Source organism: Acinetobacter sp. AG3, assembly GCF_022343575.1.
Lineage (GTDB): Bacteria > Pseudomonadota > Gammaproteobacteria > Pseudomonadales > Moraxellaceae > Acinetobacter > Acinetobacter guillouiae.
The window spans coordinates 1461132-1477428 of record NZ_JAKQZD010000001.1 but is presented as its reverse complement, the minus strand read 5'-3'; the positions used below and the strand labels follow the sequence as shown (position 1 = coordinate 1477428).

The following is a 16297-nucleotide window of genomic DNA, read 5'->3' as shown; positions in this document are numbered from 1 at the left end:
GAATAATGGAATATCACCATTATTCATTCTTAATAAAATATTTAGAAAACTAATTCAATACCTGCCCCGTATAACCACCCCTTTTCAGAATTTGTAGCTTCTTGAAAAGTTGTTAATTTCTGTCCTTTTTCATATTGATAAGCGACATCAACAAATGGTCTTATACGCTTATTAATCTCGTAACGAGTTTTTAGACCTGTCTTTAACTCAGACAAACCTGACTTTGTAGCAAAATCAGAATTATCATTAAACACAATATCTGCTGCAATATATGGCTGAGTAATTAGCTTTTGAGTGAGTAATAGATCTCGATCAAACTCAAAACTGGCTCCCCAAAAATTATTTTCACCACCATAAAGGTAGGCTTTTGTCTCAAAGAAATAAGGTGCAAGGCCTAATAATCCAATAACGCCATCAATGCGATTACTATTACGGTTATTTTTGTCCTCACTATACCTTACCCCAGCTTGTACATCCCAAAATGGTGCAACATTTCTACTGTAAAGAGCTGATACATCATATTTGGGATCATTACTCTCCGCTTTATTCATATTAGCTTCAACAAACATTCGATTTTCATCTGTTCCAATCAATGCTTCGAAACTCGAACCTAAGCTGCCCTTACCATCTTTATTAACTATCCACTCATTGGAAAATTTAGTTGTCTGATAAATTTGCCCACCATGCTCGTTCATATGATTTTGGCTAAAAGCTAAAGTTTCAGACCCTTTGCTGTTTGAAGACTTTTGATCAGTATTACGTTCAACATAGCCTAATCCGCCTGATTCGCGTAAAAGCACACTCATACTTGACGTACTCTTATTTAGATTTTCAGTCGAATTATCATTCGCAAATGCCATACCCGCTAAGCCAATTAAAGCAACAGATAAAATTGTTTTTGAATATAACTGTTTAGTGATGTGCATGTTGATTCACTCCCTCATGGCTAGTTTGAGGTTGGGCAACGATACTTTTCGTATCATCATCATTGCTATCTACATTTGCCACAATGAGTTTGTTCATCATTCCAGCTGCCATGTGATATAACAAATGGCAGTGGATAGCCCATTCACCCAATTCATCAGCAGTAAGTAAAGTTGTAACTGTTTTCCCCGGTGGCACAATGATCGTGTGTTTATTTGGCATATTACTTGGATCTTGACCATTTTCAAGCTGCATAAACATACCGTGCAAGTGCATTGGGTGAGCCATCATACTGTCATTCACAAATTTTAAGCGTATACGTTCCCCGTATTTCACTTTGAATGGTTCTGTCTCATTAAACTTCTTACCATTAATTGTCCAAATATAGCGCTCCATATTCCCACCAAGACGGATTTCCATTTCACGTTCAGGGGCACGAGTATCTGGTTGAGGATTTAGAGATTGTAAGTCACTATACTGGAGTGCTTTTTGACCAACGGGTGTTGAAGCATTCGCCCAACCATATACAACATCATCATTCTTTTCTTGTGTAGATGCATTAGATGTAGTCATTTGCATGGTATGGTTCATATCTGACATAGATTGATCATTAGAACTACCTGTCATAGATGACATATCGTGATCCATACCTTTCATTGAAGACATGTCATGGTTCATGCCTGACATAGATTGATCATTGGAACTACCTGTCATAGACGACATATCGTGGTTCATGCCCGCCATAGAAGACATATCATGCCCCATCATCCCCATATCTTCCATAGTTAATAAAGAACGAGGACGTGACTTCGGCATTTTGATTTGATTTATTGGAGGAGTATTTTCATCATGTAATGAACCAACTGAAAAACCACTCCTATCAATTGATTCTGCTTCAATTTGATAATTTGATTGTTTGGGTTCTACAATAACATCATACGTTTCAGCCGTTCCTATTCTGAATTCATCAACCGGAACAGGTTTCACTGGTTGCCCATCTGCACTGACTACCGTCATTTTCAAGTTAGGGATTCTGACGTCAAAGAATGACATTGCTGAGGCATTAATAAACCGAAGACGTACTTTTTCACCCGTCTTAAAATTACCAGTCCAATTTTGTTCTGGAGTCTTACCATTCATCAAAAAAGTATATTTTGTCACATCAGACATATCAGTCTTGAGCATTCGCATCTGGTTCCACATCGAACGGTCTTGCCATGTTGCTTTTAAACCATCTTTTTTAATTTGTTTAAAAACATCAAAAACAGTTTCACGACGGTTCTGATAATAGTCAGCTTCTTTCTTTAGATTATTCATGATTTTATCACTAGTTGAATCATGAAAATCTGAGAGCAATACAACATAATCCTTATCTGTTTTCTCAGCTACAGTTAAAGGTGTCCTATTTTTTGGGTAAATGACTAACGGACCATACAAGCCCTCTTGCTCTTGACCTTTACTATGCGAATGATACCAATAGGTACCATTTTGGCGTACCTTAAACTTATATTCATAGGTCTTACTAGGGGCAATACCATCAAACTGATTAAATCCGGGTACGCCATCCATGATGCCCGGTAAAATTAAACCATGCCAATGAATAGAAGAATCTTGTTTTTTTAGCTTGTTATGGACACGAATAATAGCATCATCACCTTCCTCAAATTCAAGAAGAGGTGCAACAAATTTCCCGTTGACCGTAATTCGTTTTAAAGGCTTACCTGTGATATTCACCGTTTGCTCAGCGATTGTTAAATCATATTCTTTAACCGCTGCCACAACCCAAGTTGATGAAAATAAACCTACTCCTATTAAAAGGACATGACTTAATTTTTTAGACATTTATTTCACCTATCTAATATAAAGATGGGGAGCTCAAGCAAACCAATTATTCGCTTTAATCTCCCCAATCTTTCATTTATCGTATTTGTTATTTATTTGATGTATTTGACATGTTCATCTTTGAGTGGTCCATGTTCATCATATTTGAATGATCCATATTACCCATTTTAGACTGATCCATATTCATCATCTTAGAGTGATCCATCTGAGACATATCAGCCATATTGCCATGCTCATGCTGACTATGATCCTGTTGGGTTTTCTCATCATTCTTCATATTACAAGGTTTTTGGCATTTCTCTGACATTTTTGAGTCCGCTTTAGTTTCAGTGACTACAGTGGTTCCCTGTTTAGCATCGGCTGCCCAAGACTGAGTTCCTGCAATTAAAGTTCCAATACACATAAGTGTAGTTAAGCTACGACGGAATAGAGTTTTCATGTTTTGCTCCAAAAATTAACTTTATGTAAATACCTTAAAGGCCTTCACTAAACATCTATGTGACATGAAAATGACATTTTTGTAATCTACAACGAATCACGTATTTATAACGTTATTATGTTCTTAATGAGTGATATGGGATTTTTATCAATGAGAATCTTACTAGTTGAAGATGAACAAAAAACCGGTGACTACCTTAAACAAGGTCTATCTGAAGCTGGGTATATAACGGATTGGGTAACGGATGGATTATCTGGTAAACATCAAGCGCTTTCCGAAGAATATGACCTCATCATTTTAGATGTGATGCTTCCAAAGCTAGATGGTTGGGATATCATTTATGATATCCGAAAAAGTGGCAAAACTATGCCTATTCTTTTTCTTTCAGCACGTGATCAAATTGAAGATCGTGTGAAAGGCTTGGATTTAGGTGCTGATGATTATCTAGTCAAGCCTTTTGCTTTTGCTGAGTTATTAGCACGAATTAAAAGCTTACTCCGACGGGGACAACAAAAAGAAGATAGTAACCTTATTACAATTGCTGATCTTGAACTTGATCTTCGTAAACGCCGCGTCACTCGCGCTGGGCAACGTATTGACTTAACAGCTAAAGAATTCGCGCTGATGGAATTATTTATGCGTAGACGTGGTGAGATATTACCTCGTACGCTCATTGCCTCTCAAATATGGGACATGAATTTTGATAGTGATACCAACGTTGTAGAAGTCGCTATCAAACGTTTGCGCAGTAAAATTGACAGTAATTTTAGCCCAAAGCTGATACAGAACATACGTGGAATGGGGTATGTTTTAGAGGTAGAAGATGACTCGTAAATTGTTTAATGCAATCAGCTTTCGTATAGCAATCATCTTTTCTCTTTCTACTGTTATCATCTTAATGATTATGGGGTTGGTTATTCACAAGCTCGTAATGCATCATTTTGAAGCTCAAGACCGAACTCAATTAGAAGGCAAAATTCAACTTATAGAGAATCTACTTGAACAGAACCCATCTAACTCTCAAGAACTAAATTTATATTTAAAAGATGCCTTAATTGGACATCACGATCTGATTGTTCAGATTGAACGTCCAACAGGTCAAGTTATTTTTAGCTCAGCACCATCAGTAATTCATCCCCAAGCACTCAACAAATCAAAACAAGATCCATGGCTTGAATGGAAAATTAAAAATAAGACTTATCGTGGCTTAATTTATAAAAAGACTTTTGATCATAATGACTCGTTTATATCAGCTCAGATTATTGTTGGAATCGATACCTCTGAGCATCTACATTTCTTAAATGACTTTAGACGTCAACTTTTATACATTGGATTTGTGGGTACAATTTGTTTAATGTTCTTAGGGTGGTTCGCAGCATGGCGAGGGCTACGTCCAGTACAACAAATGGCAAAAGTAGCAGAGGGTATCTCAGCCCAACATCTTTCTGAACGTTTAGAAGTCGAAAATACTCCAACCGAACTTAAATCACTGGCTGTCGCTTTTAATGATATGTTAGATCGGCTAGAAGCCGCAGTAGAAAAACTTTCAGATTTTTCATCTGATCTTGCTCATGAAATAAGAACACCTATTAACAATTTGATGACTCAAACTCAAGTATGTTTATCTCGTAGTCGAAATATTAATACTTATCAGGAAGTTCTATTTTCAAATTTAGAAGAGTTTGAGCATTTAGCTCGCATGGTCTCTGATATGCTATTTTTGGCAAAAGCAGAACATGGTCTACATTTACCTAACCTACAACAGGTTAATTTAGTTAAAGAAGTTTCAGCATTATTTGATTTTTATGATGCTATCGCTGCTGAAAAGGGAATGTCACTCGAACAGAGTGGTTCAGGTAGTATAAAAGGTGATCCTTTAATGCTACGCCGCGCTTTAAGTAATTTGTTATCGAATGCAATTAAATATGGCAAATCAGATTCGGTCATCAAAATCACATGCCAACAAAACTTTGATACAACAACATTCATCATTGAAAATGAAAGCTCCCCACTATCATCAGAACAACTTAATCGGTTATTCGATCGTTTTTATCGAACAGATGTATCTAGACAGAGAGTTGAAGAAGGTACTGGCCTTGGTTTAGCAATTACCAAATCTATTCTTGATGTGCATGGAGCTTCCATTCAAGCGACTTATAACGAGGGACATATTTCTTTTAAAATTATCTTTAAAAATTAGTGATATCTCGGTTATTAAGCACTCATTCTAATGATGCTTACCACTCATTAACTTACGCTAATGAGTGGTAAGTCGTGATTATTTTTGATGACGTAATCGTAAGGCATTACCAATTACCGATGCTGAGCTTAGGCTCATTGCTAATGCAGCAATCATAGGCGAGAGTAACCAGCCAGTAAATGGATACAGTACACCAGCAGCCAAAGGGATACCTAATCCATTATAGAGGAAAGCAAACATCAAGTTTTGTTTCATATTTTTAACAGTTGCCTCTGATAAAGAACGAGCAATTTCAATACCACGTAAGTCACCTTTTACTAATGTAACTTGGGCACTATTCATTGCTACATCAGTACCCGTGCCCATTGCGATTCCAATATCAGCTTGAGCCAAGGCTGGTGCATCATTAATTCCATCACCAGCCATAGCAACAATTCTCCCTTCTTTTTGCAATTTTGTGACCAAATCTAATTTATCAGCAGGTTTAACCTCACCATAAACCTCACTAATTCCTAACTTAGCCCCAACTGATTTTGCTGTAGTTAGCCCATCACCTGTTGCCATGATGATTCTTAAACCTGAGTCTTCCAACGATAAAAGGGCCTCTGGAGTGCTTGCTTTGATTGGATCTGAAACTGCCAGAAGACCTAGCAGTTTTCCATCGGCTGCCAAATACATAACACTGGCACCTTCAGCTCTTAATACCTCTGCTTGTGGAATAAGAGTGTTAACAGATATCCCTAATTGCTTCATCAGTGCCGTATTACCTAGAGCTAATTTTTGTCCGTTTATCTCTCCATTAACACCAATACCTGAACCTGATTCAAATGAAGTAGGTTTACTTAAAGTAAGATTTCGCTCACGGGCGGCACGTACAATTGCATTTGCTAAAGGATGCTCACTGCCCTGATCTAAACTCGCAGCTAAACGGAGGACTTCATTCTTTTCATATCCTGAAGTGGCTACTACTTTATTGAATGATGGTTGTCCTTCTGTCAAAGTTCCTGTTTTATCAATAATCAATGTATCAATTTTACGTAGATTCTCTATTGCGGCAGCGTCTCGAAAAAGTACTCCATTTGATGCACCTCGCCCTGTTGCTACCATAATTGACATTGGCGTAGCTAATCCCAAAGCACATGGGCATGCGATGATTAAAACAGCTACTGCATTGATTAATCCATAAACCCAACTAGGTTCAGGTCCGAATAGCCCCCACCCCAAAAAAGTTAGAACAGCAATACCTATAACCCCCATAACAAATCGTCCTGCAACATGATCCGCCATCCGCTGCATAGGTGCTTTTGAACGTTGAGCCTGAGCAACCATTTGCACGATTTGAGAAAGTACGGTTGATGATCCAACTTTTTCTGATCGCATCACCAATGAACCATTCATGTTCATTGTTGCACCAATGACTTGATCACCCACACGTTTTGTAACTGGCACAGGTTCACCAGTTAACATCGATTCATCTACAGAGCTTGAACCTTCTGTAATGACTCCATCAACAGGAACTTTTTCACCGGGGCGTATCCGTAATAAATCGCCTACGTGTACATGAGATAGTGGAATATCTTCTTCTATACCATCAACACTGATTTTTCTTGCTGTTTTAGGTGCTAGCCCAAGTAGGGATTTAATTGCCGCTGAAGTTTGGGAACGTGCTTTTAACTCTAGCACTTGACCTAACAATGTGAGAGAAATAATCGCTGCGGTCGCCTCAAAATACACAGCAACACGCCCCATAGATACAAATGAGTCTGGAAATACTTGAGGTACTATTGTTCCAACAAGGCTGTATATAAAAGCAGCTCCTGTACCAATTCCAATCAAGGTCCACATATTTGGACTCCGATTAAGGATTGACTGCCAACATCTCACAAAAAATGGCATTCCTGCCCACAAAACAATTGGTAAAGTCAGTACCAGTTCAATCCAGCTTTGCACCTTCATTTCAAACCAATTCAACTGATGTCCAAACATTGCTAAGAAAACCACAATAATGGTTAGCGGTAAGGTCCACCAAAATCTATGCTTAAAATTCTTGAGTTCTGGGTTTTTATCAGCGTCATCTAAGTCAGGAAGTAAAGGCTCTAACGACATGCCACAGATCGGACAGTTTCCCGCATGGTTCTGTCTAATTTCAGGATGCATTGGACAAGTGTATATCGTGAAGGTATTAACATTAGCGGGCTGATTAACTTCATTTGAATCCTCACCATCCTTCTTTTGTGGTTCTTTTAACGTAACTGCATTCTCAACTTTAGTAATATAAAAATGGGGATCACTTTTAAACTTTATGTGGCATTTTTCACTACAAAAGTAAAAAGTTCTATTTTTAACTTCTTCAGAAAAGTTGGATGCTTCTGTAACGGCCATACCACAGACAGGGTCAGTAAGTCTGTTATTGAGTACTTTGTTTTCATGATGGTGATGGTCCATAAAAACCTCCTTCATATTTAATTTTTTAAATTAATAATTTCATTAAGATGGAAATAGACTCCCTCTTATTAGTTTGTTTAATGATCATTGTTTTATTTAAAGTCAGTGTATCACTTGTGGTTTTTTAATTTTTAAAATGACAAAAATGTAATTTTGAAGTCATCGGGATGTTTCTCTCATCCTTTAATAATAAGCATGAGAAAGGTGATGACCAAGCAACCAATTGATGCATTTCATTCGGTCATTACTGAGCCCAAGATTAGTTTAAAGAGGATGAAGTAATGAAAATTTTCCAAAATAAAATGTCAGCTCTACGTAACACTCTCGTAGGTGCAACACTAATTGTTGCTGCTTCAAGTGCATTTGCACACGTGAAACTTGAAAGTGCAATTCCTGCGATCAATGCTTCTGTAGCAAGTCAACCAAAAAACATAACACTCAATTTTGGTGAAGAAGTCATGCTAATGAACGTTAAGTTACTTGATGCCCAACGTAAGGACATCCCTTTGAACTACCAAGTAACTCATGATATGAAAAAATCATTTGACGTAGTGGTTCCTAAACTAAAAAAAGGAAAATATACGGTGGTTTGGACCACAATGGGTACCGATGGCCATAACATGAATGGTGAATATAATTTCACTATTAAATCGGCAAAATAACAATGAGTGAAAATAGTCAACATGCCAGCAGCTTGCTGGCATGTTGCTATAATAAAGGGAGAGAAATATGATTCCTGAGACTTGGATATACGCAACATGGTTGGTTAAAGTCATTCTATATTTAGGGATTGCATTTATTATAGGTGGTGCTTTCTGCTATTTCTTACTTGGACGTTATGTTGAAATAAAGGGAACTATTCTCAAATACATAACTATTGGTACAGGATTAGGTCTTTTTTCAAGTGTTCTCGGCTTCTTCATTCTTATAGGAAGTTTTGCCAACACTGGCCTTTCAGGTATGTGGGATAGCAACTATATAAATATACTAGTCAATACTCCTACTGGACATGTCTATATCATTCGATCAATCAGTTTTGCACTTTTACTCATATTTATGATAGTCAAACTTAGTAAAGGGACGATTGATATTTCCAAAACTGAAGGAGCAATCTTTACCATACTGCTCACACCAATCGTTTTAAGTTTTTCACAACTCGGACACGTCACGAATTTACCCTTATTCGCTCAAGCTTTGTTATCAATACATGTACTTGTAATGTCCTTATGGATGGGGTCGCTTTATCCATTATGGAAAACAAGCAAAAAAATTAATGGCTTACCACTTAAAGAACGTATGCATCTATTTGGGCAAATAGCAGCCTTTATTGTAGGAATACTCATCGCTTGTGGTCTTAGTATTGCTTTATTACTCTTTAAAGATTTTAATACTCTAATCAATACACCTTATGGGCATGGATTTATTATTAAAATATTATTTGTCCTAAGTATTTTATTGTTAGCAGCCTTTAACAAATGGTATTTCACACCTCGCTTACAAGACCCGAAATTTGCGAAACAATTGGGCTATGCCATTTTATTTGAGATGTCATTAGGTCTATCAATTCTTTTAGCCACTGGTTATATCACCACTGTAGTCGGTATTGAGTAAAAAAGGATCACGCTATGACTTCATGGATGAAGTACAATTTATTATTTTTCATTTTTTTGAATACGACATCATGGGCTGAACCTAGCACTTCAAAAACGATTCGCTCCTTAGATGATACCGAATTACGTAATATCACTGATCATAATCATGGCGACACCAAAGTCGAAGAGAATAAAGACCATCATTCTAAAGATAAACAACTACGTAATGAAGATAGTAGACAACAAAAAGTTATAAATGGATTAATGTTACAAAAGCCTAACGTACTACCGCCCTCCAAATAAACGATACTTAAGTAATGTTTATTGATTCAATAAGTAGCTCAAATTTTTTAATAAAAAATAGTAGCAATATTACTGTTGGGGGCTTCTTAGCCCCCAACAGTATTTAATTCAGAGCTTGAACCGACTGCTGTAAGCCTTTCTGAATATCTTGAACATGAGTGAGATCATGCGTTTGCTGATGCTCTGTTTGAGATTCAACGCTGTAAAACTCCTCCACTATATCCAAACCCTCTTCACCTCCCACCTCAAAGCAGGCATTACCATAACCCTGCCGTGCCACATGATCCAAAGCCTCCTGATAAAACCCTGCTGCCTTGCTTTGTTCATCCATCTGTTTGGCTGAGCTAATCGCATCTTTCAGATTTATGCCATCACGTAAAGTTAAGTCCACGTAATAGATCGGGGTACGATAACTTTGCGTGGTGCTTTTACCTCTTAAAGTCAGTTGCAAAGGCAAACATGAAAGTAGATCACCTGATGCAGCATGGTAGTAACGCAGTCGTGCTGCCAAAGTGCGGATGCTGTTAAAGCCTGTGGTTCTAAAGATGAATGTGCCAAACTCATCCGATTCATCTAGGTTGACGTAGAGTCTGCCATAGGGTTTACACAAACCACTTTGTGCCAATGGGCATAAATCAGGTGATGGGCATGGATGTTGCTCAATGCCATTTTGCCCCAGTCGCTGACAGGTTTCCCCATTGCCTGAGCAGATTAAACGTCCTGTTTGTCGGTCAAATAAGCTGTACTCTGCCCGTAAGTTCAATTCAGGATCATTGAAGATCATGCGGACTGGAATGCTTCTCAGCTTTTGGTTCTGATTGGGCGCTTTGGCACGTAGTTGCTCATCCAGTGGATGTTTGACCCACCCATCTTTATTTTGGATTTGGCTGGTAATGGTAAATTGATCATCTTTTTCAGGCAGACGTTTTCCATTCTTTTCGACAATTTTGCCGATACTGATACGCCCCAACACAGGTGGGGTAATAGCTAAACCTTTAATCATGATGATGTACTCTATATAGATGTTGAAATGGCGTTTAAATTTGGATAAATAAATTTTGGGCATAAAAAATCCCATACTTGTTTGGGGTATGGGATCAGTTGGTTGGGGTGTTAGTTAAATTGAAATGGGTTACTTGGGTATCAGCCCTATCCACCATTCGGATAAATCTGAAAGCGTCGTGTTCCTGCTTTGGTTTGGGGAAATTGCTGTAGGTATTCAGGATGCTGTTTAAGCAATGATTTACTGTCTAGGCTGATTGAGTCTTGTGATTTCTTCCATGTGACTGAACCACCTGTAAATACCGCTCGCTCTGCTTCTTTCATCATCATTTGTAGTTGATGTTTCAGTTCATCAAAATACTGCTGGTGTTGTTCAACTTTATGTCGCTCCTCTAGTAACTGATTAAACAAATAATTAGCTTGTTCATTTTGGGTCAGGTCTTCTACTGTTAATGGAATCTGTTCAGGATAAAGTTGTTGCAAGGCTTTAGCTGCTGAATCCGAAGCATCTACACTGGGTGGAATACCTGTTTCGACACATTGCCAGAAATGACGTTCCGCATTAATGATGTGCTGAATCACAGTTTCATTACGAGTCACTTTATAGATTTTGGTTTCATGCCCACAGATCAAGGCACAAATATGCGCGGCTTGTTTACCTGTGACTGCGAGTTGATGTTGTACTTGGCAGAGGACATAAAGCGGTACGCCATCCCGCCATAGTTTTGCGCCATATTCCCCTACGGTTTTGCACTCCAAGATTTGAACTTCTTCACTACCCACCACGGCATAATCTAAGTTTGCTAACATGAAATGTTTGTCAGGGTCGGGATGTTGCAGTACTGCATTGACTCTGCGGACTTTATAATTGGTGTGCATACTGTAGTATTCAGCCACGAGCGGCTCTAATTGCTTGCCCCAATACAAAGGTGCATGACCTGTACTTTCATCTTCAATGGATTGTTTAATACGTCCTGTTTTAATCATCCACAGTTCGAGCATCGACATATAGGGGTTAAGTCCACAGGCTGCGGCACAATCACTACTGCCGATGCCTTGTCTGCGTATTTCTAACCATTCGGCTTGACTGAGTTTTTTGGTCTCCACGAAGCGTTTTGCAGTAAATAATTTTGGGGCAATAAAGGCTTGACTGGCTTGTTGAATAGATGGCTTTAATATGGCTGTATTCATGTTGAATTCCTATTTTTAATCAGGATTAAGATCAAGGTGATAAATAAAGGGCATAAAAAAACCACATCATCGGATGTGGTTTTAAGGGTGTAGCTTGGATGCAATTTAAATCTTTTGTTGAAGTGACATTACTTAGGCTAAATTATGGAGTAATTTAAACAATCATCCTTAGCGCCTGTTCTAATCCTCGCTGTTTTAAGCCTGCTCCTGCTCCGAACCATGCTGAATCCAGTCGATGATCTCGACTCATAGAGCGACGCTCATGGTCTGCAAATTCTGTGATAGAACAGAGTAAGCCATAGGCCGTTTCCTTGGCTGAGGAGAGCTCTGCGCCCCGTCCATGACCATTAAACATGGTCATCACTTTCGACATTGCACGCCCGTTCGGTTCTGCTTTTGTTACATTCGCTTTAATTGACTCAACTGGGTTGTTAGCCACTTTGCGATAGAACTGAATGATGCCTTCATCCTGTTCTGATGGGCTGAGTGTAGTATTGTTAAACACAGCATCGAAATAAGCCGCTGCTTCTTGTTGGGTGACTTTACGCTGACTGAGCTGTTTCATTTCATACATATGTTCATCCCATGCACACACTGAAATGCCCAATTGCTGTTTGATTTTATCGGCATCAAACTTGGTACTGTGGGGTACTTTGACCACACCTCGACTAGCATCCTGTCCTTTCAATGCAATGGCTAAGGTGTTGTTACACACCACTCTGATTGAAGTGAATTGTGCTGTGGTGGCAAGCGTACCATCGCAAGCGGTTGCCAATAAAATATAACCATTACTAACATCTTTGCCTTTCAGTGCGGTACTTTGTCCTGTTTTGGCTAATGCCCAGAATTTCTTACCGCCTTTGAGTACCCCTGCTGTTTCCAATTCAAAGCCTGATTGCACTGTTAAATCTTTGTAGAAATGTAGAATTTCTTTAGGCTGTACTTCTTGATAACGTTGACTGACCACAGATAAAGCCGCATGCGTGTCTGAACGGTATAAGACACGTTGTTCTTCATAAGGCATGATAATACTTTGCCCTCGTTGATTTTGTGCCATATAGCTGACATCGGAAGATTCGATCCGCCAATCCATGCCTGCCTGTTGTGCCCAGACTTCAATCGGTTGGTTTTGAGAAAGCTGATTGCCCAAGCCATGCCAAGGGGTTGTACCCACATATGCCATTTGTTCAATAAGATGTGCCATAAAATATAGTCCTAATTTAAGATAATGAATTTTTTGAATTTAAAAATGAATGTGATTTTTCAATCGTGGTGATTACGTTGAATGCTTGCTGAACATGCTATTTGCTAAAAGGTGGTCGTGCGTTATTTGGCGTTTGTTCGGCAATCACCAAAATCACACCACCCAACATGGCGCCTGCGATTCCACCAATAAAGGGCGAATAGCCCAAAGATCGTGCCAGTGACATGCCCAGTAGGGCTAAAGTGGTCGGTGAATTAGTCAAACCTAAGCCTTGCATCATGGGCTTCATCGTTCCTCGTTGCGGAAATATCCCTTCTTCTTCTTGATCAAAATCTCGATACGGCATAAAAAACTCCTGATGGTCAATAATGAATCTCTTGTGTATTCCCCTAAGCGATTAGGGAAATCTCATTCAGTTCTTCATTCAGGTGTTATGTATCTGAAATTATTTGCATTCTCTTTTTGATTATTTTTAGCTCGTTATCACAGCTTTGTCGGCAAATGAAATTGACCCTGATCGGGCTTGGCATTATCATGGGCGTGCTGACCTACATCGTCAGTCGGTTTTAGCAGACCGCAGATCCAGCACGATATATAAAATCAATTTTGTATGTCGTGAAACCCTCGTGTTCCCCCTTTGCGGTAGAACGGGAGGGGGACGCCTCGTGCGTGCTGGTTCCTTGGATCCCAGTCTGCTAACCCCCTTTCGTTCTGCCACCATTATTTAGCAGTAATTTGGTAGAACTTCTTATAATTCCAAGGAGTCAATCATGACTGTTTCTTTATTTTTTTCACTGCGCTTTATTCCGATTTTATCTCGCCTCACTCAGCCGAATCGTATCTCTACATTGCTTCGGTAATGAAGATCATTGCACGTCTGATTTTAATCGTCGCTGTATTGATCTGGCTAGGACCTGCTGTCATTGGATTTTTGCTGATGATGTTGCTGTTTTGGCTATTGGTTGAACTGGCTGGCTGGAACAAGCCTCCTCAGTAAATCATTTCATTTCTACGCCTTTTGAAGTCAGACACCATTCATGCTCTATTTATGGCGAGAATCATCATGTCTGTTTTTTATCATCTGCCCATTCTTGGGTTGGCACTGTTCACGGCTGTTGTATTAACAGGTTGTGAAAGTAAATCTAAACGTGACTTTAAGGCAGGTTGTCAATCGGGAGGTACCGATCGATCTAGCTGTTCCTGTGTCTATGACAAGCTCGAAGCGCATTATTCCCCTGCTGTGATGGAGAAACTGGCTCAACAAAATGTCAGTCGTCTTGATCTACCGCAAGATTTTGGCGAACAAATGTATCGCGCTGCACAAACTTGTCAAACATCTTAGGAGAGACACCATGCAAATCAAAAATTATCTGATTGGAATTTATATCGTGATTGCCCTGCTGTTTTCTGTTTATTTAAAGGGATGCAGTGCCACAGCCGATCGGAGCTATGCCTATAACTTAGGCAAAGCCGTGGTATGGCCGATCTCGATGTTTAATTAATGTCATTCAATTAAAAATGTATCGAACAACAATAATTAGGAATTAATTTAAATGAACAAACGAATCAAATGCTTTTTACGGTCAGGTGCTGTTTTTACCTGTCTATCTATAGGCTCAGTCTGTCATGCAGATATAAATCAAGTGATGACATTGATCAATACACCCGCCAATGCGCCCGTCGTGAAACGCTGTGAAGGTAATATTAACTGTAACGCCTTTGTTGCGATTAGCAAACAATGGCAAATCATCCCCAAAGGGGATCGTTTACGGTATTTTATTTATAGCGCTGATCTCAATGCCATGATTCGAGAAGGCAAGGATTTAAAGGAGCCAAAGTTAATGGATATTGATGACTTTGCTTATCAAGTCTTTGATTATCATGCTGAGAATGGCAATGACCGATGGCTGTACGTCAAAGGTTTAGCGGTGCTGAAGTATGTGCAACGTACTCAGTTTTCATCACAGTAAGAGGATGCCATCATGAAAAAATTAATCCTTGCAACTGTGATTGTATCAACACTCACCGCCTGCCAAAAGAAACCTGATGAGCATTCTTCTGTAGCATCCTCAGAGGCTCAAGCATCAATTGACGCCCAAACAGAATCTACGCCACAAGCCAAAGAGCAGGAAGCCGAAGCTGCTGCTATTGCCCATGATCTTTATGATCCTGACAGTACTTACTCAGGGGCTGAGAATATTGATATTCCACCACCTCAGCTTAAACGTGAGTTATTGGCAGGTGAAGCACTCGAAGTCAAATACCGCCCTGTTGATGCGTACCCAAACTTTCAAGTTATCACAAGTACTGTTTATGACACCACGCGTTTAAAAGTGGTTTCTGAAGTCAACGATGTGATTGATAAAGTCGAAATAGACAATCCAAACTGTAAAGTCGTGGGGCTAGAGCCTTTTACCACTAAATTTCCGAGTGTGTCTTATTACGGAGCAATATTTAATATTGTGTTAAAAGGCTGTTCTGCTGAGGAAATTAAGGAAGTTTATCTGTATACCACACATGGTAAAATCACTTATCGTGCCATTGTTGAGCAATGAGTGTTTTAACATCAATAAAACACAATCAACCAATAGGAATTATGTTTATTGGTTTAGTTAAGTTTAGAGGTAAAATAAGCAGGAAGTGATTTTAGCTCCCTGCCTCATCACTCATTTTTATGTTTAATTTCACTGTCAAATGATCACTAAAAAAGTAAAAAAATACTGCTCTTTTTAGCTCTTAAAATGCCATGTGAAAGTTATTCTGAGTTGTTCATAATTAAACAGTTTTTTCAAATCTTAATTTCGAAAATTTTGCCTAATTTGTTTGCCCAGTATCGTTTAAAATTCCTTTTTATCATACGTATTTTTTAAGGTCCATTTATCAATTATTACTTCGGTCTTCATGTGAACATTAAATCCCTATTCAGTGGCTTTGGCTTACCCACGCTGTAAGGTTGAGCACATTCGTGAATGTCAGTATTAGTACCGCCAATGGGGCGTATGTTTATCGGATTGGGTAATTTCTATATAGGATGTAGATTCTGTAAAGAATTAAACATCCTCAACTATCCTTTGAAAATTTAAATAGATTTTGATTGAATTACAAGCAATAATCATTAGTGACCTTTTAAACTTTTATAATTCTAAGGAAAATTA

17 protein-coding genes and 1 pseudogene are annotated in these 16297 nt (G+C 38.8%); 10 read left to right on the top strand and 8 right to left on the bottom strand.

Annotated features, from left to right (window positions below; all coding sequences use genetic code 11):
• Nucleotides 1-41: 41 nt before the first annotated feature.
• From L3V46_RS06825 to L3V46_RS06815, 3 genes are all read right to left on the bottom strand, one after another.
• Nucleotides 42-926 carry a copper resistance protein B gene (locus L3V46_RS06825; protein WP_239045273.1) on the bottom strand — a complete coding sequence of 295 codons (885 nt, stop codon included), beginning with the start codon at nucleotides 924-926 and terminating at the stop codon, nucleotides 42-44.
• A complete protein-coding gene (locus L3V46_RS06820; RefSeq protein WP_239045272.1) occupies nucleotides 913-2766 on the bottom strand; it encodes a copper resistance system multicopper oxidase in 1854 nt (617 codons plus the stop codon). The genes L3V46_RS06825 and L3V46_RS06820 overlap by 14 nt, the downstream gene beginning before the upstream one ends.
• Nucleotides 2767-2854: 88 nt before the next feature.
• Nucleotides 2855-3205 (bottom strand): hypothetical protein, encoded by a 351-nt coding sequence (locus tag L3V46_RS06815; protein ID WP_002058521.1) that lies wholly within the window; start codon nucleotides 3203-3205, stop codon nucleotides 2855-2857.
• Nucleotides 3206-3355: 150 nt separating this feature from the next.
• Here L3V46_RS06815 and L3V46_RS06810 point away from each other — a divergent pair, with 150 nt between their 5' ends.
• Both L3V46_RS06810 and L3V46_RS06805 read left to right on the top strand, forming a co-directional pair.
• Nucleotides 3356-4039, top strand: coding sequence for a heavy metal response regulator transcription factor (locus L3V46_RS06810; protein WP_004722337.1), 684 nt, complete (start codon nucleotides 3356-3358; stop codon nucleotides 4037-4039).
• A complete protein-coding gene (locus L3V46_RS06805) occupies nucleotides 4029-5405 on the top strand; it encodes a heavy metal sensor histidine kinase (protein WP_004801537.1) in 1377 nt (458 codons plus the stop codon). Before L3V46_RS06810 ends, L3V46_RS06805 begins: the two co-directional genes overlap by 11 nt.
• A 78-nt stretch (nucleotides 5406-5483) precedes the next feature.
• On the opposite strand, the gene L3V46_RS06800 is transcribed toward L3V46_RS06805, so the two are convergent.
• On the bottom strand, nucleotides 5484-7850 hold the full coding sequence (locus tag L3V46_RS06800) for a heavy metal translocating P-type ATPase (RefSeq protein WP_239045271.1): 2367 nt from the start codon (nucleotides 7848-7850) through the stop codon (nucleotides 5484-5486).
• Between the two features lie 281 nt (nucleotides 7851-8131).
• On the opposite strand from L3V46_RS06800, the gene L3V46_RS06795 reads away from it, so the two are divergent.
• The 3 genes from L3V46_RS06795 (at nucleotide 8132) to L3V46_RS06785 (ending at nucleotide 9745) form a co-directional block, all read left to right on the top strand.
• Entirely contained in the window at nucleotides 8132-8512 is a 381-nt protein-coding gene (locus L3V46_RS06795; protein WP_004823034.1) for a copper resistance protein CopC, read from the top strand.
• Nucleotides 8513-8579: 67 nt separating this feature from the next.
• Complete coding sequence (locus tag L3V46_RS06790) at nucleotides 8580-9461, top strand: CopD family protein (RefSeq protein ID WP_004722341.1); 882 nt, start codon at nucleotides 8580-8582, stop codon at nucleotides 9459-9461.
• Nucleotides 9462-9475: 14 nt separating this feature from the next.
• Entirely contained in the window at nucleotides 9476-9745 is a 270-nt protein-coding gene (locus L3V46_RS06785; protein ID WP_004722342.1) for a hypothetical protein, read from the top strand.
• Between the two features lie 103 nt (nucleotides 9746-9848).
• Here the strand turns inward: L3V46_RS06785 and L3V46_RS06780 are convergent, their stop codons facing one another.
• The 4 genes and pseudogenes from L3V46_RS06780 to L3V46_RS06765 form a co-directional block, all read right to left on the bottom strand.
• The gene (locus L3V46_RS06780; protein ID WP_239046760.1) at nucleotides 9849-10748 is read right to left on the bottom strand and encodes a hydrolase or metal-binding protein; all 900 of its coding nucleotides are present in this window, start codon (nucleotides 10746-10748) and stop codon (nucleotides 9849-9851) included.
• A 146-nt stretch (nucleotides 10749-10894) separates the two neighbouring features.
• Nucleotides 10895-11869 (bottom strand): annotated as a pseudogene (locus tag L3V46_RS06775) (lambda-exonuclease family protein); the annotation flags it as partial.
• Between the two features lie 223 nt (nucleotides 11870-12092).
• Complete coding sequence (locus tag L3V46_RS06770; protein WP_239045269.1) at nucleotides 12093-13142, bottom strand: DUF932 domain-containing protein; 1050 nt, start codon at nucleotides 13140-13142, stop codon at nucleotides 12093-12095.
• A 97-nt stretch (nucleotides 13143-13239) separates the two neighbouring features.
• Nucleotides 13240-13431 carry a hypothetical protein gene (locus L3V46_RS06765; protein WP_239046759.1) on the bottom strand — a complete coding sequence of 64 codons (192 nt, stop codon included), beginning with the start codon at nucleotides 13429-13431 and terminating at the stop codon, nucleotides 13240-13242.
• A 570-nt stretch (nucleotides 13432-14001) separates the two neighbouring features.
• On the opposite strand from L3V46_RS06765, the gene L3V46_RS06760 reads away from it, so the two are divergent.
• The 5 genes from L3V46_RS06760 (at nucleotide 14002) to L3V46_RS06740 (ending at nucleotide 15697) form a co-directional block, all read left to right on the top strand.
• Nucleotides 14002-14139 carry a hypothetical protein gene (locus L3V46_RS06760; RefSeq protein WP_239045268.1) on the top strand — a complete coding sequence of 46 codons (138 nt, stop codon included), beginning with the start codon at nucleotides 14002-14004 and terminating at the stop codon, nucleotides 14137-14139.
• 66 nt (nucleotides 14140-14205) lie between these two features.
• Nucleotides 14206-14484 carry a hypothetical protein gene (locus L3V46_RS06755; protein ID WP_239045267.1) on the top strand — a complete coding sequence of 93 codons (279 nt, stop codon included), beginning with the start codon at nucleotides 14206-14208 and terminating at the stop codon, nucleotides 14482-14484.
• Nucleotides 14485-14494: 10 nt separating this feature from the next.
• Nucleotides 14495-14644, top strand: a complete 150-nt coding sequence (locus L3V46_RS06750) for a hypothetical protein (protein ID WP_239045266.1) — start codon at nucleotides 14495-14497, stop codon at nucleotides 14642-14644.
• A 51-nt stretch (nucleotides 14645-14695) separates the two neighbouring features.
• Complete coding sequence (locus L3V46_RS06745; protein WP_239045265.1) at nucleotides 14696-15112, top strand: hypothetical protein; 417 nt, start codon at nucleotides 14696-14698, stop codon at nucleotides 15110-15112.
• A gap of 12 nt (nucleotides 15113-15124) precedes the next feature.
• The gene (locus L3V46_RS06740) at nucleotides 15125-15697 is read left to right on the top strand and encodes a hypothetical protein (protein ID WP_239045264.1); all 573 of its coding nucleotides are present in this window, start codon (nucleotides 15125-15127) and stop codon (nucleotides 15695-15697) included.
• The last annotated feature ends 600 nt before the right edge of the window (nucleotides 15698-16297 follow it).